Here is a 19996-nt window from a genome sequence, read left to right on the forward strand (position 1 = left end):
CCATGATTAAATGATTCTATCCAAAATTCCGGGCCGGATTTAACCGTTTCTGGGCCAGGAATAAATGTTACTGGCCAGATTTAAATGTTACCAGGCCAGATTTATTCGATACTAAATACTGGCGATGCGGCCCAGTGGAAGCGAGGGTGTCATGAGGGGCAAAGTAGATTATAAGGGTGCCACGAACATTCAACTGGCATCACCAATAACAAAAGTAGTCAACGCCTTCATTGATAAGTGCCTCGGTCAGAACTTTAGACATAGTGTGGGTTAGTGATTCCTGATATTGCCCTCTAAGATTTTTCAGCTATTCAAATGGTATCTTTGACAACTTTCGCCCCTAAAAGCTCATGGATCGGATAATTCGTCTTGAGTAATATGGAATAGTCTACTTGACTATTCCATATTACTAATTCTTTGCCAAAGTTTATCCTTACTATGTTTCAAATCATCCAAAATAGATTTCATTCTTGCAACTTCACTTCTATTTGGGATATATAAATATCCTTCTTTCCCTTTGTCTTTTTCAATTATATTTTCTCGTATAAGCAAATTGACAATTTTTTTAGTGAATCCTTTTCTGTCTATTAGACCCAACCCTCTAAGGAGAGCCTCTTCTTTTCTTGCTGATCCTGGTTGGAAAAACGTCTTCCTTATAATAGTGATGAATATTCGTTGAGGTATTGAAAGATTTGCTTTTTTGATTCTTGAAACAGTGTCAACTGCTTCAAAATTTTCAATTAAGCAACTTTCAACCCAATTAGGTAGAGAGGCATCTGAGGATATTCCATAGAGTTGATTTATTGTACAATCAATGAGATTTATGTTCTTTAATTTTTTCTTAGGAAGATAGAATTCTTCGATAATACATTCTTTAAAAGTTATATTTTCAACATGACTATCTGAAAAATCTAAAAGAGAAAAATGACCGTCAGATAATTTTATATCAGGAAAATCTATTTTTTTGCCATTTGCACACCCTAAAATAATACTTGCTATGAGATCGCAGGAGAGAATTATATTATTCGATTCACAAGCCTCTTTTAAATACTCAATATAAAATGATATTTTAGAATCCCCATTCCCATTCCCATTAATTTCAGTTGCAACGATTTCGAGTCCAACCTTTTTTAGCGGATTTTTCCAATTATCTGATAATATAGTTTTATCAAAGGAGTTTACGGCATCAATTATATCTTCAGCCCATAAGCCATCTAAAATAAAGATATCAATGAATTGACGCTCGTCGCTCTCACTCTTGACTCGGCCTAACCCAGGGAGCCGTTGTAAAACAATTGCAGATTCCCCTATCGGAGGAGTTCCAACAACCTCTTCGAACGCAGCGTTTATTTCCGTTTGAGTAATCGGGCCAACGACTCCTGGCTTCAATCGAGTACGCCGCGCTATCTTTTTTAAAATTGATTTAATGGATGTAGGGTCCAATGCGGATCTTATATTTGACTCTCTTTTGGTAACAGCATCAATGAATAATTTCCAAAACCCAAAAATATTTTCGTTTGAAGATAATAATTGTTCTATAGTAAGGTCGTCAAAAGTAATAATTACCTGACAAATCAATGGACGGCGTGGAAGCCAGTCAGGCAATATAATTGAATTTGATAATTTATTTAGAAAGGCGACCATTTCATCATCAGTAAACTCATCGTAGCACTGTATAATTTCAACTTGATCAGGTGAGGTTCCCAATGATTCGTGCATTTCATGATCTGTGTTAAAATAATGCTTCCTACCGGAAATTAGCATTCCATGGTTTACATTTGTTATTAAGTGTCGAACACCTTCTAAGGATTTTTTTCTAATGAGGCTCAGTTTACTGGGAGACTCATTCCAAGCTTGCGAGCCAATTTCATCAAAGCCGTCTAACATAAAGCAAAAAGGTATCTCCCTATAACTTTTAATAACGTTATCAGCTATTTTTTCTAACCCAAGCTCTTGGAAATGCCGTCTAATAATTTCTGCCCCAGAATTTAGCCCCCAATTTTCCCTCAAATCAATTGCCAAAGGATACACTTTTGAGGCCTTTGACGTTTTACACAAGAGGAAGAAAAGTTCTCGTATGCAACGGCTTTTTCCGGTGCCATAATCACCTAACAATATAATTTTTTTACCACTTTGAAGTTTCTTAATGATTTCATCAATTGTAAGGTCTTTTTTTAAAGTCTTACTATAATAATGCACTGGAATATAAGTTGTTCGATCAACTTCACCTGTATATGGGTTATACGAACTTCCAAAAGGCCTTTGCTTTCTTATATGATTATATGATTCGAAATCATAAAAATCTTTTACAAAATTTTTGTATGACATGACTTCGATTGAATTTTCTTTTCCTGCATTTTGCATTGCAGGAGTTGGATTATCTAAAGTGACACAATAGCATTTTGCGAAAATCGATTTTGTGAAAAGAGAGGCTTTGGCCATTATCAGTTTATTAATATCTTCCCGGGTTTTTGTAAGCGATTTCCTTTCAGTAACTTCTACCAGGATATAATAATCATGTTCCAATTTAACAACAGCGTCAATATTCACACCCGATATTTGCTCTGGAATACAATTTCTATTCCACTTAAATGAAGCGATTGTTCTAACATTACGTTCTAATGTCCCCCAAGATTTTAGATTTTCTGTCATTTGAACCTCTTGAATGAGTGGAATGCAATTCGCTCGATATTTTTCATAATTTTTGAAAGTTTATATATCGTGGATAGAGAGGGAAATCTATACTCAAATATCCTTGCATTAATCTGAATTTTCAAAAGGATCATGTATCCAGGTGATAGTCACAAGGGAAATGAGTAATGCCAAGGCCCACAATATGGTATTAAAACATGACTGGCTATGATTATAGAAAAGGCCGGACTACCAGAAGTATTGTGGGCTCAAAATAAACCATCCTGATATTAATTTTGGACAGAAAGTTAAGATCCATAAATAAAATGAGAGAGGAAATTTTATTGATTTCCTAATTGGTTATTTTAAACGAACGTTTTTGATGGTACGATTAAAACGGCTGTTTGGACATCAGAATCAATACGCAAAATAGATCGTCTCTTAAATCCAATGACATCCGAAATAAATGTTGGTTTTCATGGTGACACATGATAGAATATTTGAATTTTATTATAAAATTCAAATATTCTATCATGTGTCACTAACTTTTCTTGACTTACTGTTTACGTATATGTATATTATACATAGATATATTTACATTGAATAATACCCATTTAGCTCTGTGCATTTGTACAGGTAACTATCTCGTTAAGAGAGGCTAAGTGGGTTTTTTATACCCAAAACGTTCTTATATTATGGTGGTATAAAATTGACTTCGAAAATTCCATATGACAAACCACCATGCCCTGATACTGAGCTTTTACAACAACTACGAAATCGTGGTTTAGATATCGAAGACGAAACAAGAACAATCCGGTATTTAAATTTTATTGGTTATTACAGATTGTCGGCCTATTTTCTACCCTACCAATCAGAAAAAGATAAATTTCGGGATGGTGTTGAATTTGATCGTATTTTAAGTTTGTATATTTTTGATCGCAAACTAAAACTGACCCTGATGGAAGCCATTGAACGTATTGAAGTTGCAGTTAGGGCGGCCACAACCAACTACATGAGTTTAAGAACTGGTGACGCACACTGGTTCTTAAATGAAAATCATTTTGACAATTATTCACCGGATAAAGGTAAGTCTTTTCAGAGTTTTGACGGCTACCTTCAGTCTATCTGTAGTAGTATTGATCGTCAGATAGATGCTACCCCTATTGTCCATTACTATTCCAAATACTCTTTTCCTGATTATCCTCCTGGCTGGGTGGTTATGGAAGTCCTAACGCTTGGTCAGGTATCTAAAATTTATTCAATATTGCGGACTAAATATAAAAGGAAGATAGCCAAAAAATTTAAAACAAGTTGGCAGGTTCTGGAGGCGATACTGCTTTCCCTAACTGTTATAAGAAATAAATGTGCTCATCATCAAAGAGTTTGGAATGTTAAAATATCCTATCCTCCCGCGAGAACAGTATTAAAAAATATTGCCCCACAATATTCTGGTTCTCCCAATTCTCCGTGTGTAATTTATTTTATGATCTGGTTTATTTTAACCCGGATTAATAATGATTCAAATTGGGGAGCCAGATTATGTGAACAGCTTTTAGAATTAGATGAATCACTCCTTCACAAAATTGGTTTGGATCTTAACGAGATTTATACGTACCTTATAGAAGAATAATTACTGGCTGTTCAACATGTGAACAGCTATTAATTATTTTTAATCGAAAAAACATATTCTTTTCTGAGGAATACCATACGATACAATTTTGTATGATCCACTGCACGCCTTAATCCTGAATTTTAAGTGTTGAGAAACAAAACTACGAATATAACTTTATACAAATAGTTAATATTCATAAAGAGTTAACATATGAACTTAGAATCGCTGAAAGCGCCTGAGAAAGGCCATCCCGCTCCTTGGTAATACCGCTACGCTAATGCCTTCATTGGTATAAATTGCCTCACACCCGGCAGCCGTGAGAGCATTAATTTGTAAATCAAGATTCTGTTCATCCGTAGACACACCGGCATAACCTAATTTTTATGCCGATGTTTTTGACAGCCCCTTTTGATTGTTTCAATATATAATTATTTCAAAAGGTTAATGATCCACGTTTTTTGTGTCAAAAGGGTTCCCTTTTGGGGCCAAAACAAGGTTTCAGCCCCCCCCCCCTTTTTTTTACAGTGAGGACCAGCGGGGGCATTTGAACAAAAACTTACGGCTTGACCAGGATATTATTAGTTTCCGTTATAAACCTCTACTAACTGTTTTTAACAGTTTTAAACTGGAAAAATAGAACTTTAGCAAATGCCTGGGCTGCTCAGAGCAGCTTCGCTTCCACTACCCCTTCCAACGAAAATACCCCTAAAATTTTACCGTTGTACGATTATTATCATAATAGTAAGGTAGTAAGCATGCATGCTGAAAAAAAATCCCTGACCGAAATTTTGGAAAAACTGGCTTATGTATTCCAATACCAAACACCCTTCAACAAGTTCCTCGGGATGCGCATTGAACGCATAGCACGCGACAATGTAGTGGTGGCTTTCGACATGAAGCCCGAGTTGGTCGGCAACTATGCTCATAACGTATTGCACGGCGGGGTCATATCGTCAGTGCTGGATACCACCGGCGGTATAATGGCCGCCATCGGAATCGTTGAAAAGGCGCATAAAAAACCGATAGAGGATATTCCCCCCAGAATTCTGGAAGAGCGGGACCATCGACTTGCGAGTAGACTATTTGCGGCCGGGTTTGGGAGAGTGTTTTTATGCCAACGGCAAGATCATTCGGTCTGGCAGGAAGGTTACCGTCGTGCGCATGGAACTGCACAACAATGGGTGTAATTGCACATTTAGGGAAAATCCGCCATAGGATTTCACCCTAATATGAATATTTACAGTGCCCTATCTCAATAATTCACTTCCCATTTTAAGGCGTTTGAAAATCAAAAAAATCTGGAAGTGAAAAGCTCTATGAAATATAGCTCTCGATTGCGACATTGATGGCAGAAAAAACGAACATTTTCACCAGTTAAAGAATTCCTATTCTTTTATGCAAAAACCATCTAAAATAATTCGAAAAATAAGTTTAACATCAATAGCACTTGTCAAAGGGGTTTTGGCCGCCATTTACTCAAAAAGTTAGATCGATAAAATCCTATGGCGGATTTTCCCTAAATATGCAATTACACCCAAGAACGGTGCAAATATGAGCGTTTAGCTCGGTCGAAGGGTTGGCCCCTGGATGACAGTCGTTTAGACTTCAGAGCGGCTAAAGAGATCGTGATGCGTTACGGTACAGAGAAGACCGCTGCCGCCATTAAATCATGTTCGCCGGCAATTGCCGACCGGCACCGGAATCTTGACGACTACGCCACCCGGACCGCCGCCAACGCTAAAGCCAAAGTTCGGCAGGAACGGGCGGCTATGAGCCAGGATCATGACTATGGTATATCGATGTAACCCAGCTTTTTTCGCCAGAGCGGAGCGAAGGCGGCGTGTGTATTACGCCATGGATTCCCATTTCCGGTCGTTCGTTTCTGTGGTATTTAGTCGTTAATTATATGTCAGATTTCTTTGATTTTTATATTATTTAAATCAAATAAAAAAGGTTGTTTTTTTATGAAGGAAAAGTTGATTAACATTGAAACTAAACAGAACCGTGGTGGTGTGCGTCCAGGAGCTGGGCGAAAAAGGATGAAGCCGAATATCAAAAAAAATGTGAAATCCTTTACCTTGAGCATTGAGAGTCAAAAAGCATTGCGGGATTTGCAGGAAGACTTGGACTTGTCTTCTCAAACTGCCGTGGTGGAATTTCTTATTTTGAAAGCGCATCGTGAAATGGTCTCCCAACCATACATAACATAATTCGCTTTGGTTGGGGTAACCCCAAGTATGGCCATCTGGTCGCCAATATCCTGATCTTCATGAATGTTCATGATCAGAGCAAAATCATGAACGAGCTCATTCGGGAAGGGCATGTGATTACCAGAGAACAGGCCGCCTGCCTGGCTCCATACCGCAAAGCCAATATTAACCGCTTCGGAGCCTACTTCCTGGATGAACTCAGGAAATCGATCAACATTGACTATCAACTGGAGGTGGTGTCACCATGTAATTGAATACACTCAGGAAAATCGATATCAATTTTCCGTACTGCGTGATTTTGCAGGAATTGGTTCCGCACCTCAAAATAGGCCTGTCCACGAAACAAAAAAAAGCCTTTGATCGCACTTTGGCGATCAAAGGCTTTTTTTGTTTAAAACGATTGACTATCAGCTTTTGCGCTGGATACCGGCAAGGCCCAGAAGTCCGATGCCAAATAGTATCATAGTGGTGGGTTCGGGAACCGGATTATCAAAGTGGTTATCAGGATCTTCGTCCGGTGCCACATATTCACCAAAGCTTGCGGAAATATAAGGAATCGCACCATATGTTGCACTGGAATGGCCGAAATGGAAGCGCATATCAATACCGTTGGACTGGATTCCTAAGGGAACTGAGCCGACGCTTGCACCCTGGGCCCATAGTGTTGTGGGGTTCACTCCATCCAGCAACACAGAACTGGGATCCCAATTATTAACGGCTTGGGAGTAAGAGCCGGTAATGGTTTCAATTCCCAGTGCAGTCAGAAGAGGATTAGCGTTCTGGGTCCATGCGGGATCGTGATCTGTACCTATCCAGAGTCCGCCACCCCGGCTATCAAACTCAGCAGCAATGTTCCGGAGTAGGGCCTTACCTGAGGCCTCTTCAGGGACATGGTTATAACCATAGGATCTGGAATCCACCACAATGGAATTATGGTCGGTGAAAAAACCAGTCAAGGCATCAATATCGTCTTGGTTAACATAAAGACTGCTTGTCAGGTCATAGAAAAAAACCTGATCATAGGCATTAGTCGAAAGGGCCGTTGCAATGTTCCCTCCTGTTTTGGCATTAACGATATCCACAGTGTGGCCGTCACTCTCAAGGTTATTTTCCATTTGAATATAACCGTCATAGTCAAATTGAGTCAACAGGATGTGGTCTGCGTGGGCCGTCCCAACCAAGGCAAAAACAACTAACAAGAAAAATAAAAAAACATTTTTTATTTTTTGCATGAATACATTTCCTTTACTGAATAAGTTTTCGTTAAAAAAACAATCAACACAATTACAGCAAAGTCATATGCAGAAAACAGACCCAAAAGTGGAATAATCTAATAATATAGTATGGTGTGCCTTTGATAGTCTTTCATAACCCCATAAATTTAAAAGAAAAGTTATTTCATTAAGAATTAATTAAAATTTCTCAGATAGCGATAATTTCAACAGAACATGAAATTTATATCATAATAGTTAGCACTTTTTTTACACAACCGCCTTTACCAGCCAATCAGGTTGAATATATCGGAAAGGCCCTTCTGGTTGATATTTTATCTACTTGAAATGATAGGCAATATTAATTTTGGTGTAAAAATACACAGAACAAGCCCTGAATAAAACTTGCAATAGAAAACATTGATCAGAAAAAATATTCTATTGCAAGTTCCGGACACAGAGACCATTCAAAATCCGGCAACTCTTTTTCAGGAAACGCCCTTGTCTAAGAGGTATTAGTAAATTAAAGCCCATTGAAATAAAAAAGTCAGAACCCCAAAAACATTCAATGGAATAAAAATTATAGCCCATGTTTTCTATTGTAAGTTTTTTGAAACTAAATTTCTGACTGATTTTACGCCAAAACAAATAATTTTTAATTATTACAGTGAAATAAAAGTATCAACCAGAAGGGCCTTTCCGATGTATTCAACATAGAAGGACGAAATGCTCAACTATCTTTGCATCACCAATGAAGGGTTTGACGGTAATTCATAACTTCCATTTAAAAAGGCCTGACGGGACCACTGCGGCAGAACGATTTTTTGAAAACAAACCGATCAACATGTTTGAATGGCTTGTTGAAAATATGCCTTTACCTGCAAGGCCAAGAAGTAGAATAAAGATGGTGAGTTAGTGAGAATGGCCGATCTTATGATCAACCCCCATTTTCCAGATGCCGACTCCCATTTTTCGGGAACCTCCATTCAAAAACTGTAAAGTACTTTTGGGATCATATGAAGGATGCCTTTAATTCTTGCTTAAAGAGTTGCCCAGTCGACCCGGAAAGTGGGAATGCGCCCGTTTTCCCAAGAGAGCGATATAGGGGAGGTAATAGTAAATGCGAAAAAAACGTCGTTAAGGAGTTGTCCAATAACTTTAGTTTATGGACATGTCTTTTTGGAGAAATTAACCATTTGTAATTATGGATGATTTTTCTGGCTCTTTTATATGGTTTTTTGGACAGTCTTTACTGTCTGGAATATTAGCGGATTCTACACCGTTATGAATACCGCCAGAGAGCATTTAATTCCAACGCTTTTGAGCTTAGCGACGTTTTTTTCGCATTTACTATTACCTCCCCACTTTTGACATATTGACAGTGAGTTCAAACCGTAAGTTTCTGTTCAAATGACCCCGCTGGTCCATTCAGGTTAGACAAATATTTGATTGTGCGGGCAGCGTAACGTTCAAAAACTCAATTTTTATGAATATAAATACTCAAAATTTATTTTAATAACAAATAGTTAATAATATATTGATTTTAAGTAGGAACTAACTATTTTTTCCTTCCAAAAAGAGAAAAATAGTGATATTCGCAAAATTGAAGTTCGTATTTTTATCCGACTCTTTTAAGAAAAAGGAGAATTTTAATGTTTCGGTTCAAATCTTTTTTATGTTCAATTTTTATTTCATTGTTTTTTTTAATGATGTCCGGCATGGGCCATGCTGCTTTAACGACGATCGGCACGGCCACTTACAATGGACAAGACTACAATCTTATCTGGGACGATGACAACAACGGCAATTCAGTGGTGTGGCTGGATTATACAAATGATCGTGCAAAATGGGCCGATCAGATTAGCTGGGCATCAAATCTTAATGGAACAAATGTTTTGACCTACAACATTGATTCTGACTACACGGTGGAATGGGGAACAAGCTCTTGGCGCCTGCCGACCACTGTTGATGGTCTCTGGGATTTTGGAGCTGACGGTACCACCACGGCAGGTTTCAATATCACCAGTTCCGAGATGGGTCACCTCTATTATGAGGAACTGGGCAACCTTGGGTATTTAGATGTCTCCAGTAATAGGTCGAATTAAACATTTAGGGGAAATCTGTCATAGCAAAACGGATAACCTATTGAAATAAAATGGTTTAGAAAGAATTTTATATCCCCCAAAAAATTCGGGTTAAAATAGCCTCAAAAACGGGAACCTTAATTCTTTCTTAAGGCTTTGAAAAAATTAAATTTTCAAAAAATTATATGACTGTTTTCCCCTCCCGATACGTATGTATGTTTAGCATAACTATCAGAAAGAACATATGTGTAATTAATACAGTATTCTTAACAAGGAAAAAAGAAATGAAAAAGAAGATTATATTAGCCATTTTTTTATTTTTGGCCACTCTAATAAATGGAATGGTCCCTGACTCTGCAGAAGCCGGATCTGTTGTAATCGCAAGTGATGACTGGATATTTACAAATACAGGATTTTCAAGTCGTCCGGTTGATACATCTAATTTCGCCATTAATTTAGCTGAATACCTTACAGGAGATAATATAGGGAAAATACACGCCTACTCAGATTTCCAATCATTAACACAGTCCAGTTTAATAAATACATTGAACAATGCCGGATATACTTATACCACCGGGTATGGGATATCTTTTGATCTTGAAACACTATCTCAATATGATGCATTATTTTTTAGTAGTGGGTTGTCAACAGCCGGTTTAGATGTTCTTGAGGATTATGTTACTGGTGGTGGAAGTGTATATATCCATGCAGGCCTTGGCATGAGTAATCCTAGTGGAGCAGCGACAGCCTGGAATGGATTCTTAAGTCAATACGGAATGGGTTTTGGAACCTATTTTATTGGTTTGGGTGGTGCGACAAATATATCAAGCACTCATCCCCTTTTTGATGGCGTATCCTCCCTTTACATGCTTAATGGTCACCCAATAACTGGTGATAATATAATCGCAACAACAACGAGTGGAACACCTTTGTTTGCTGCCAATGCAGTGCCTATCCCTGGTGCAGGATCAGCTCCAGAACCTTCGGCAATCCCAGAACCTGCAACAATGCTTCTTTTCGGCCTTGGTCTTCTCGGCCTCGCCGGAGGTAACAGAAAGAAACAGCAATAAACTCCTCGTGAGTCGTACCTAGGGTGTAATTAAACATTTAGGGGAAATCTGTCATAGCAAAACGGATAACCTATTGAAATAAAATGGTTTAGAAAGAATTTTATATCCCCCCAAAAATTCGGGTTAAAATAGCCTCAAAAACGGGAACCTTAATTCTTTCTTAAGGCTTTGAAAAAATTGAATTTTCAAAAAATTCTATGACAGATTTCCCCTAAATGTTTAATTGCACCCACATTTGGGTGAAGGCCCAATGAAAACATAGCTGCGTTTTCATGAGGCCGATATGCGGACAACCGCTTAACTACTTGTTCACGGCGGCTCCGCCGCCGTGAATTGCGGTGCTGACTTCGTCCAGTACCTTTTATTCAGTTGGACGACATTCGGGCACACTGAGCATCCTAAGTATCTTAGAGGAGACAAAAAACGCGACCATCTGTTCATGCGTCCCCAGAATGTCGCGACGTTCGCGGTCGCCAAACAGCGTAACCACAACCCTGTAATATCTGCCGTTGACAATGCACGCGACACTGGGCGAGATCACAAAAATTTCCTTCTGGTCGGGTTTGGGTTCGTACACGACTTCCACCGGATCGGCTCGCGGATCTGGATTCTCAAACTTTAGAACGGCGATAGCGCTTTTAGGCAAAGGTTTCTGAACTTTCAGCGTGATCGAGTAAGAAATCTCGGTGGGTGTAACACTTCCTTCGAGTAAGATGCCAACATTAACAGTTTTTAGATACTCGCTTTCGGCGTTTGGCGGCAGTAGATGATACACTTGTCCTTTGTCATGGGCTGAAGCACAGCCAGTTAACGCAGCGACACATTGGACGGTACACACGTTATGATGAGCGTAGGCCAGCAGTTGCTTGCAATAATCCCCTGCCGGTGTGCATTCATCTTCCGTAGGTTGATCTACAAATAGAGCCGTAGCTAATAGGGCTCCCTTCGTCAAATAAATCATACGCAGTGGATTACCCGTCGCAGCGGATATTTTGCCAGTTGTTGCCTTGGCTTGATCCAAAGACCCAGGGGGTAGGCGCAGATACGTTGCATTAATTCGACCGATGTAAACACAACCTCCTTTGGGAACTGTGAAACTCGGCCCACCAGTCGGCAGAAAAAACGGCTTGTCCGAAAGGCTTTTAGCCCGTACATCAAGTCCTGCCACAAAATAATTTCCAGGAGGCAATACCAGCCTAAAGTTTTGAAAACACACACCTACATCGTTCGGTCCTTCTGTGAACAATTCCCAGATTGCCATGCCGTCGGCGATGTCGTATATCACGTCGTGCCCACCCGTCATTTGCCTAATATGCAACATCAAGTCAATGGGTGGCTCTGGCAGCGAAGCCAAATCTGTGGGGTTGATCCTAATGACCATGGTACCCAGCACTTCCTGCGGCTGCGATTCCGCATGGTGTTGCGCCTGGTTCGTAGCGGCGCATCCAGCGATTGTTACCATAACAATTATTAAAAGGACGGACATGAATCGTGTCATATCAATACCCCCTTTTCAATTTCGCTCGCCTAATGGTCGAGTTGACCAGTCAAGATTCCCTGATAACCGGCCAATCATCTGCTGGCGCATCCTCATTTTTAAATTTCCTTTATTGTATCAAAGAATCGAACTTGAGCTTATATTTTTTTCCATTTTGCCCAAAAAAAAACGGTTGGTAAACCAGGAAAGCATCTAATAGGGGGGTTTTGGACAAAACCCCCCTATTTAGAATTTGTGATGGGCTCACAAATGATAACGGGAAATTGAAAAAATTTAGAATAAGCTGGGGCTATCGGGCATGGCTTCGTAACTTTCAGCCCCCGTTTTGGCATGGACTCCTACATCAAACGATCGTTTTTTGAGACTCAATAAAAAGGTCTGTCATATTTCTAAAACAAAAGTACCGAGCACTGCTTCTGCCATTTCTCACTTTTCTGAAATCGTTGGCAGTCCGCTTTTATACCATTAAAGCTTGCCTTGATATTACTCATTTTGTTCAAAAAGATCCTTCGAAGCATCAATAAAAACATTCTCTTTTGCCTTTACGTTAAACCTACGTTTTTATTTATAAATTAATTGCATATCCGAAATATTTTTTTTAATTTTTTCTGCCAATAGAATTGGCTGTAGCACTTTAACTTCTACTCCAAAGGACAATACCCATGATATTATTTCAGGTTCAGAGGATGAGGTAAACATCAGAACAATCTTCCCATCTTCCGTATGAGTTATACTTTGATCCGGACTCCAAATACGTTCTGCGACATAGTCAGCAGCCCACCCACTGAACTCAACAGTAACCTGAAAAGCCTTTCCTTGAATAACGCCAAAATGTTGATTGAACGCTTTTTCAAAATTATAATCGCCGGGAAATTCATAGTGAGTATCTGTCTCCTCAATTGCTTCTATCCTATGAACTGCAAGAAGCGGATCAAACTCCGGCTCCTTGTACGGTCTTCCCGGAAATATTGCCATTTTAGCATGCAAATACATTGTGTCCTTATGGGAAAAAATTTTTAACGGCTTAATATAAAAAAGTTTTGCCTTTGATTCAGAGATGCTTTTGTATTTTATTTTGCAGATTTGTCTGTCTTCCATTGCAGAAATCAAATCAAGAATAATCTGATGGTATTCTGTGTAATCAATACTTCCAGGAATAATACTGGCAAAATGCTTTGAAGAAGGATTACATTTTGGGGGCAGTTGCGACCGGCTTTTTTCAATAGCAGTTGTAGCTTCATTAAAAAGCTGTTTCCCCAGCAAGTGTTTTGCAAATGCATGGCACATCTGAAGAACACCCAACTCAGTTTCTGAAAGATTGACTGGTAAAATCGTTTTGGGACGCTCTATCCGGAAATATTTTTGCCTCCCGTGATACGATTCTTCTATCTTTACACTGTATGACAGGGTGATATCATCAATGAGCCTCAAGACAGTCTGCTTTGAACAATCCAGCATTTGTGCCAGTTCGCTTAGCGATCTTTTTTTACCGGTGAACATCATATGAGCGAAAAGACTGATAATTTTTTGACCATACGTTTTTGATGAATTTCTCTTTTTGGGCATGTTGAAGACCTTTTTTAAAAAAGTATAACATCGTTCCGTTTAATGGAACGGTATCATGATACTCTACAAAAAATCAATCAAATGGAGGATTTTGAAATGAAGTTAATATCCAATAGAAAAGAAGCGTTGCAGACGGTTATGAAAGACGGCATGAAGCTTCGAATCGTTTCGAAAGAGTTGCAGAATGATAAAGAAATCGTATTGGCTGCTATCGAAAACAATCAGTCTGCATTTCAGTTCGCCTCAGAAAACTTGCAGAAAGATGAAGGATTGGCCAGCCGGGTTGTCAAAAATAATGCATATTACTTCAACATCATTGATCCAGTGTCAGGCTTAAAATATGACATTCCAATGTTATCTTCAACTGCCCCAAACTATTTTTATTCATATATTTATTATGTGAAATTTAGAGAACACTCCCCAGATACCTTTGACAAAATGTTGAGGTGGGATTGATTATTATTAATTTGATTAAATCGGTTGCAATTGAAATGTTCATCCAAAGAAATTTATCTGTAATTTAATGCCAATACTAAGGAAAAAGGATATCATGTTAAAAAAAAACGGAGACCGATTCCCTTCAGAGGTTATTAGTAAATTAAAAAATTATGTTTACCGCCTTATTGATCCAAGGAATGGAGAAACTTTTTACGTCGGCAAAGGGAAAGGGAATCGGATTTTCTCCCATGTTCAAGGTGATACAGAGAAAGATGCTCTCTGTGAAAAAATGACTAAGATTCGGGAGATTCACCTTGCAGGCTTTGATGTGGCCCATGTGATTCATCGTCATGGAATGGATGAAAAAACTGCGTTCGAAGTAGAGGCTGCACTAATTGATGCATATCCAGGGCTTACAAATGTTATGACCGGGCATGGTAATTCTGATTTCGGAACTATGCACGCAAAGGAAATTATCAAACACTATTGTGCCGAAATTGCTGTATTTCATCACAAAGCCATTTTAATAAGTGTCAATCGAAGTGCTTCTGAAGTATCTTTATATGAGGCGACAAGATATGCATGGCGTCTTAACAAAAAAAAAGCAGAATTCGCAGACGTTATCTTGTCAACATTACAAGGGCTCATAGTAGGTGCCTTCGTCGCAGAAGAATGGCTTGATGCAACAGATAAAAATTTCCCTGGCAAAGAAAATATTCCAGGGCGCTATGGTTTTACTGGGAATGAGGCTTCAAAAGAAATTCGTGACCTATATGTTGACAAAAGGATTCCCGATAAATATCGCAAAAAAGGTGCTGCTAACCCAATAAAATATACATGGTAAAAAGCAGACCAGATAGAATATTGAGATGTAGTAGGCGGCCAGGGTGTTAAGCAGTTCCTTTAGGGGCTTTCCTACTATAATACTCTTTTCGAATACGAATACGCTTTATCATACCTCTGCTATGCAGAAGGTCGATGATTTTACCCACAGGAAGAAAATATGGTACAAAATACTCAATTAGCCCAATCTTATTGGCCACGGTCTGGTTATGACCAAAGGAACCGATCCCATGTCCCATTCCCGGGAGCCGAGTACGGTAAAATTATTCGCAGGGTCTCGCTTCCAAGCTCACAAGATGGAAGAAAAGTCACCCTTAGGGGGGGATGCGTGATGACGGATACAATGATTTTACGGGTTGAGTATGATAATAGCTTATCTGCGATCTCCATTGATGGAAAAATTTTATGGTCCGTTAGATTGCGCGACGCAGAGAATAAGCGGCCTCAGCATTGCTCGTTACCCGTGGCGCTTGAAGATGGTGCGTGTTTGGTTGCGCTTTCCGATAGTATTTGTGTATATGACGCCAACGGGCATCGTGTATTCCAAGAACAGATTTTTCTTCCTGATGACTCTGGTTGCGCGCCAAACATTACAAAAGCAGGACAAATTCTTTATTCAAGTATAAACGGAGAGATCTGGTGTGTTGACTCGATGGGAGTAAGAGAGGTTGGGTGTTTTGGTTATGATGTTCTTCCACCCGCAATCTATCCCGATAACTCGTTAGCTATAGCGGGTTATTATGGAGATGGATTTTGCCGCGTCAGTCTTGACGGCCAAATGGTCTGGAAAACGGAATTCAAAGAGGCGGATATGTTGCCAACGATTAATCAGGACAATATTGCTGCGGTTGGATCTAAGAATGATAAGAAGTCGGCTTTTTTTTCTCCTAATGGAACGCTTCTTGGTACGTACGCCAGAGCCTCTGTTTTTGCAGAATATTCTCCAGACTCATGGATTGCGCGTTCAGATAAATGGGTAGCGAAGTTAACTGTCGATGGGAGTGAGTGTTGGACGCATTCGCTGCGAGATGACACGAATTTGGGGCATTGTCAGCCGATTGTTGATAGTGAGGGAAGAATTTATTTGCTTGATGACGGTAAACTTCTGTGTCTTACCGGAGAGGGCGAGATCGTTTTTTCCACGGATGTCCATGGTAGCTCGTGGGGAGGACTTAGTTGTGTTTCCCCAGGAAAAATGGCCTATGTTGGAGCGGGAATGTTACAAATCATAGAGTAACAAGGTCAGTTTACTGAACAACAAACGTCTTTTCGGAAGTTATTAATAATTTAAGGAATATTGATGAAAAACAATTCCGGACAGAGTCTTTCCTCCGGCCTTTCGATTATACATTCCAACCATTTGGAATATTTAAAACAGGTGGCTGTAGAATGGATTAAGAACCATCCTTTACAGGTACTGGAGACTGAGCAATTTATTGTCCAGAGCAACGGTATGGCCCAGTGGCTGAAGCTGGCCCTGGCGGCCAACGAAGGGTGCGGTATCAGTGCAGGAATTGAGATGAAGCTGCCGGGTCGGTATGTGTGGGCGGCATACAGGGCGGTATTGGGCAGCGACACCATTCCCGAAGAATCTCCCTATGACAAAGATCGACTGATCTGGCGGATTTTCCGACTCTTGCCCATGCTTTCCGATGAATCCATTTTTGATCCTTTGAATCGCTTCCTTGAACAGGATAAGGATCTGCGCAAACGGAGCCAACTTGCCGGCCATCTAGCGGATCTTTATGACCAGTACCAGGTGTATCGGGCCGACTGGCTTGAAGATTGGGCCAAAGGACGTAACCATCTGGCCAGAGTGGCGGGAACGCCGGTTCCCCTGAATGAAAATCAGAAATGGCAAGCTGAACTCTGGCGCAGGATTAAGGCTGATGTCCCGGACGAATGTAGAACCATAGGCCGGGCCGATCTCCACCACAAATTTCTGGAAAAGGCTCGAACATTAGACGGACAGCGGCCCGGAGAATTGCCTCCCCGGGTCATTGTGTTCGGAATTTCATCCCTGCCTCGCCAGGTGCTGGAAACTTTGTATGCGGTATCCTCCATGTGCCAGGTTTTGCTTTTTGTCCATAATCCCTGCCGTCATTTCTGGGCCGACATCATTGAAGACAGGGAGCTTTTGCGTATTGAGCACGCCAGGCACAAAACCAAGGCTGGCATGCCCATTCCCCTGGCACCCGAACAGCTGCACCAGCATGCCAATCCCCTGCTTGCAGCGTGGGGGAAACAGGGGAGAGATTACATCGGCCTACTTTATGGGTATGACGAGCCGAAAAATTATGAAACAGATTTTTCTCAAATTGACCTGTTTGAAGATTTTACAGTACCAGGTGCCTACAATCCAATTTTGAAGCAGGTCCAGCAAGCTATTCTGGACCTTTCCCCGCTGCCCAGCGATGAGGAGAAAAAACAAATGGTTGCACCCAAAGATGAGTCCATTTGTTTTCACATAGCCCACAGCCGGCAGCGTGAAGTGGAAGTCCTCCAGGACCAGCTCCTCTATTGTTATGAAACCATAGAGGACTTAAAGCCTCGGGATGTTATTGTAATGACCCCTGATATTGAGGCCTATGCCCCTCATATAGAAGCGGTATTTGGAAACCTGTCTTCCACAGATTCCAGGTTTATTCCATTTACTATTGCCGATAAGCCCAACCGGGAGAGCGTACCTCTGCTCAAAGCACTGGAAACTCTTTTGCACCTGCCGGATTCTCGCATGGGGGTCAGTGAGGTCATGGACCTTCTTGACGTTGGGGCCTTCAGAAAACGCTTCTGCATTGAAGCAACTGATTTACCCAAATTACGGCAATGGACTGAAGGCGCCGGTATTTCCTGGGGACTGAATGGAGAACAACGAACCCTGTTCGATCTGCCCGGCGGACTGGAACAGAACACCTGGGCCTTTGGCCTTGACCGTATGCTTTTAGGCTATGCCGTGGGCAACGGCGGGGAATGGAATGGTATTGAACCCTATGACGAAGTGGGTGGGCTTGATGCGGCCTTGGTCGGGCCCTTATACGACGTAATTGGGCAACTGGAAAGCGTGTGGCAGGATCTGAACCAAACGGGAAATCCAGCGGCTTGGTGCCAGAATATCCGTAATCTGGCTCGGGACTGTTTTCTGGTCCAGGAAAGTCAGGATCAATTAACTCTCAGTCGTTTGGATCAAATTCTGGACCAGTGGCTTGATGCCTGTACCCAGGCACAGCTTGATGAAGAATTACCCCTGGCCGTAGTACGGGAATTTATACTGGCCAAAATGAAGGAGTCCAGCATCTCCCAGCGGTTTCTGGCTGGTATGGTTAATTTTGGCACATTGATGCCCATGCGGGCCATTCCCTTTAAGGTGGTCTGCCTTCTGGGTATGAATGACGGAGAATTCCCCAGAAGCCATCCCCCCCTTGATTTTGATCTAATGGCAGGCAAAGGGCTTTACCGGCCTGGAGACCGGTCCCGACGGGAGGATGACCGGTATCTTTTTCTTGAAGCCCTGCTTTCGGCCCGGGAGCGACTGTACATCTCCTATGTGGGGAGGGATGACCGGGACAACAGTGAACGCATGCCTTCGGTCCTGGTGGGACAGTTCCGGGATTATATTAAGGCCGGGTGGCGTCTGGATAATGCTGGAGACGAAAACCCAAGCAGGGCGCTGCTGGATATCCTGACCTGCCTCCATCCCCTGCAACCTTTTAGTCGGGACTATTTTCTTAATAACAACTCCGGTCTGTTTACCTACTCTCACGAGTGGAGAATCTCACTTGATTCTGAGGAGGCAAAGCGCCCAGATAAAGATAGAAATCAACTCTTGGATGCGCCTGATTTTGAAGGGATTTTAAACTTGGGCTCCCTAATTCGGTTTTTTAAAAATCCGGTCAAGTATTTTTTGAACCAGCGTCTGTCCATCCGGTTTGATGATCTGTCCCTGACCAATCAGGATCAGGAGCCTTTTGCCCTGGATTTTCTGGCGCCTTTTGGACTGGGAAAGCAACTGTTGGAAGCAGGACTTCATGCAGTGGATTCAGACGTCTGTTCTGCCGTAACAACCGAGGCCCTTCGCCTGACCCGCACAGGGAATTTGCCCATGGCCGGATTCGGTAATCTTGCTGCAGACGAACTTTCAGGACCGGTGATGAATATGTTGGAAGGCCATCAGACTCTGTTGGATCAATGGCCCTGTCCCTGCGATCCCCTAGAAATTTCCCTGAGAATTGAATCTGATAAAATGCCGGCTGCTTTTCTGGATGATTGGCTGGATAAGATATATGAAATCAATGATTCCCAAAAAACAGGAAACTTGAATAGCTTGGCCCGGTTCGCACGCTGGGATTTTTATCCAAAACCCATTATGGGGAGCAAAGGAAAGGTAAATCGAATTCACAGCCTGGCAGGGCTATGGGTGAAACATGTGGCCGGATGCGCCCAAGGTGTTCACCTTACCAGTCATCTTGTAGCTCCGGATGGGATTGCAGTTCTCTCTCCCATTACACAGTCCCAGGCCTGTACGTGTCTTGAGACCATGTTTTTTTATGTGTTTATGGGACTGAGCCGGCCTTTGCCGGTGACGGCTAAAACCGGATTGGCCTATGCCCATGCCCTGATGACTAAAAATGATGAGGACAAAGCAAAGGCTGAGGCTACAAAGACATATGAGGGGGACGGTTATAACTCAGATGGAGAACTGGGATATGATGCCTATCTCAGGCGAGCCTATCACGGATTCGACTATTTGTGGCAGGCTTATGACAATCATTTTGTTTCCCTTTGTCAAACTTTATACGAACCACTTGTCTCAGCCCTGGAAAAGGAGGTGTAACT

16 protein-coding genes and 1 pseudogene are annotated in these 19996 nt (G+C 41.2%); 12 read left to right on the forward strand and 5 right to left on the reverse strand.

The window, feature by feature from the left end; genetic code table 11:
• Positions 1 to 396: 396 nt before the first annotated feature.
• On the reverse strand, positions 397 to 2652 hold the full coding sequence (locus EYB58_RS11820) for a hypothetical protein (RefSeq protein ID WP_111958325.1): 2256 nt from the start codon (positions 2650 to 2652) through the stop codon (positions 397 to 399).
• 688 nt (positions 2653 to 3340) lie between these two features.
• Between EYB58_RS11820 and EYB58_RS11825 the strand changes: the two genes are divergently transcribed.
• Positions 3341 to 4261 (forward strand): Abi family protein, encoded by a 921-nt coding sequence (locus tag EYB58_RS11825; protein ID WP_163354494.1) that lies wholly within the window; start codon positions 3341 to 3343, stop codon positions 4259 to 4261.
• Between the two features lie 198 nt (positions 4262 to 4459).
• On the opposite strand, the pseudogene EYB58_RS24565 reads toward EYB58_RS11825, so the two are convergent.
• Positions 4460 to 4609 (reverse strand): annotated as a pseudogene (locus tag EYB58_RS24565) (hypothetical protein); the annotation flags it as partial.
• Between the two features lie 729 nt (positions 4610 to 5338).
• On the opposite strand from EYB58_RS24565, the gene EYB58_RS24725 reads away from it, so the two are divergent.
• From EYB58_RS24725 to EYB58_RS11845, 4 genes are all read left to right on the forward strand, one after another.
• Entirely contained in the window at positions 5339 to 5458 is a 120-nt protein-coding gene (locus EYB58_RS24725) for a hypothetical protein (RefSeq protein WP_423201856.1), read from the forward strand.
• A gap of 368 nt (positions 5459 to 5826) precedes the next feature.
• Positions 5827 to 6048: a hypothetical protein gene (locus EYB58_RS23205; RefSeq protein ID WP_423201857.1), complete on the forward strand. Its 222-nt coding sequence runs from the start codon at positions 5827 to 5829 to the stop codon at positions 6046 to 6048.
• Positions 6049 to 6207: 159 nt separating this feature from the next.
• Positions 6208 to 6453: a hypothetical protein gene (locus EYB58_RS11840; RefSeq protein ID WP_111958317.1), complete on the forward strand. Its 246-nt coding sequence runs from the start codon at positions 6208 to 6210 to the stop codon at positions 6451 to 6453.
• Between the two features lie 35 nt (positions 6454 to 6488).
• Positions 6489 to 6707 (forward strand): Tn3 family transposase, encoded by a 219-nt coding sequence (locus tag EYB58_RS11845; protein WP_278186442.1) that lies wholly within the window; start codon positions 6489 to 6491, stop codon positions 6705 to 6707.
• Between the two features lie 153 nt (positions 6708 to 6860).
• On the opposite strand, the gene EYB58_RS11850 is transcribed toward EYB58_RS11845, so the two are convergent.
• A complete protein-coding gene (locus tag EYB58_RS11850) occupies positions 6861 to 7685 on the reverse strand; it encodes a PEP-CTERM sorting domain-containing protein (RefSeq protein WP_111958313.1) in 825 nt (274 codons plus the stop codon).
• Positions 7686 to 8370: 685 nt separating this feature from the next.
• On the opposite strand from EYB58_RS11850, the gene EYB58_RS24730 reads away from it, so the two are divergent.
• The 3 genes from EYB58_RS24730 (at position 8371) to EYB58_RS11860 (ending at position 10818) form a co-directional block, all read left to right on the forward strand.
• The gene (locus EYB58_RS24730; RefSeq protein WP_368733858.1) at positions 8371 to 8580 is read left to right on the forward strand and encodes a DUF6399 domain-containing protein; all 210 of its coding nucleotides are present in this window, start codon (positions 8371 to 8373) and stop codon (positions 8578 to 8580) included.
• Positions 8581 to 9316: 736 nt separating this feature from the next.
• The gene (locus EYB58_RS11855; protein ID WP_111958311.1) at positions 9317 to 9769 is read left to right on the forward strand and encodes a hypothetical protein; all 453 of its coding nucleotides are present in this window, start codon (positions 9317 to 9319) and stop codon (positions 9767 to 9769) included.
• Positions 9770 to 10032: 263 nt separating this feature from the next.
• On the forward strand, positions 10033 to 10818 hold the full coding sequence (locus EYB58_RS11860; protein ID WP_163354488.1) for a PEP-CTERM sorting domain-containing protein: 786 nt from the start codon (positions 10033 to 10035) through the stop codon (positions 10816 to 10818).
• A 361-nt stretch (positions 10819 to 11179) separates the two neighbouring features.
• Here the strand turns inward: EYB58_RS11860 and EYB58_RS11865 are convergent, their stop codons facing one another.
• Together EYB58_RS11865 and EYB58_RS11870 are read right to left on the reverse strand one after the other, a co-directional pair.
• Positions 11180 to 12316, reverse strand: a complete 1137-nt coding sequence (locus EYB58_RS11865; protein ID WP_131072053.1) for a hypothetical protein — start codon at positions 12314 to 12316, stop codon at positions 11180 to 11182.
• 561 nt (positions 12317 to 12877) lie between these two features.
• Positions 12878 to 13882, reverse strand: a complete 1005-nt coding sequence (locus tag EYB58_RS11870) for a helix-turn-helix transcriptional regulator (protein WP_111958303.1) — start codon at positions 13880 to 13882, stop codon at positions 12878 to 12880.
• A gap of 96 nt (positions 13883 to 13978) precedes the next feature.
• Here EYB58_RS11870 and EYB58_RS11875 point away from each other — a divergent pair, with 96 nt between their 5' ends.
• The 4 genes from EYB58_RS11875 to recC all read left to right on the forward strand — a co-directional run bounded on the left by EYB58_RS11875 (position 13979) and on the right by recC (position 19994).
• Entirely contained in the window at positions 13979 to 14338 is a 360-nt protein-coding gene (locus EYB58_RS11875) for a DUF4116 domain-containing protein (protein WP_111958363.1), read from the forward strand.
• Positions 14339 to 14432: 94 nt separating this feature from the next.
• Positions 14433 to 15164: an LEM-3-like GIY-YIG domain-containing protein gene (locus tag EYB58_RS11880; protein ID WP_111958301.1), complete on the forward strand. Its 732-nt coding sequence runs from the start codon at positions 14433 to 14435 to the stop codon at positions 15162 to 15164.
• Between the two features lie 330 nt (positions 15165 to 15494).
• Positions 15495 to 16400, forward strand: a complete 906-nt coding sequence (locus EYB58_RS11885) for a PQQ-binding-like beta-propeller repeat protein (RefSeq protein WP_131072054.1) — start codon at positions 15495 to 15497, stop codon at positions 16398 to 16400.
• A 63-nt stretch (positions 16401 to 16463) separates the two neighbouring features.
• Positions 16464 to 19994 (forward strand): exodeoxyribonuclease V subunit gamma, encoded by a 3531-nt coding sequence (recC, locus tag EYB58_RS11890; RefSeq protein ID WP_111958297.1) that lies wholly within the window; start codon positions 16464 to 16466, stop codon positions 19992 to 19994.
• Positions 19995 to 19996 lie beyond the last annotated feature (2 nt).

Origin of the sequence: Desulfobacter hydrogenophilus (genome assembly GCF_004319545.1) — a bacterium.
Classification (GTDB): domain Bacteria; phylum Desulfobacterota; class Desulfobacteria; order Desulfobacterales; family Desulfobacteraceae; genus Desulfobacter; species Desulfobacter hydrogenophilus.

Coding starts and splice junctions, on each gene's coding strand:
- EYB58_RS11820 (WP_111958325.1), bottom strand. CDS start 2,652: ATGACAGAAAATCTAAAATCTTGGGGGACATTAGAACGTAATGTTAGA.
- EYB58_RS11840 (WP_111958317.1), top strand. CDS start 6,208: ATGAAGGAAAAGTTGATTAACATTGAAACTAAACAGAACCGTGGTGGT.
- EYB58_RS11850 (WP_111958313.1), bottom strand. CDS start 7,685: ATGCAAAAAATAAAAAATGTTTTTTTATTTTTCTTGTTAGTTGTTTTT.
- EYB58_RS11855 (WP_111958311.1), top strand. CDS start 9,317: ATGTTTCGGTTCAAATCTTTTTTATGTTCAATTTTTATTTCATTGTTT.
- EYB58_RS11860 (WP_163354488.1), top strand. CDS start 10,033: ATGAAAAAGAAGATTATATTAGCCATTTTTTTATTTTTGGCCACTCTA.
- EYB58_RS11865 (WP_131072053.1), bottom strand. CDS start 12,316: ATGACACGATTCATGTCCGTCCTTTTAATAATTGTTATGGTAACAATC.
- EYB58_RS11870 (WP_111958303.1), bottom strand. CDS start 13,882: ATGCCCAAAAAGAGAAATTCATCAAAAACGTATGGTCAAAAAATTATC.
- EYB58_RS11875 (WP_111958363.1), top strand. CDS start 13,979: ATGAAGTTAATATCCAATAGAAAAGAAGCGTTGCAGACGGTTATGAAA.
- EYB58_RS11880 (WP_111958301.1), top strand. CDS start 14,433: ATGTTAAAAAAAAACGGAGACCGATTCCCTTCAGAGGTTATTAGTAAA.
- EYB58_RS11885 (WP_131072054.1), top strand. CDS start 15,495: ATGACGGATACAATGATTTTACGGGTTGAGTATGATAATAGCTTATCT.
- recC (WP_111958297.1), top strand. CDS start 16,464: ATGAAAAACAATTCCGGACAGAGTCTTTCCTCCGGCCTTTCGATTATA.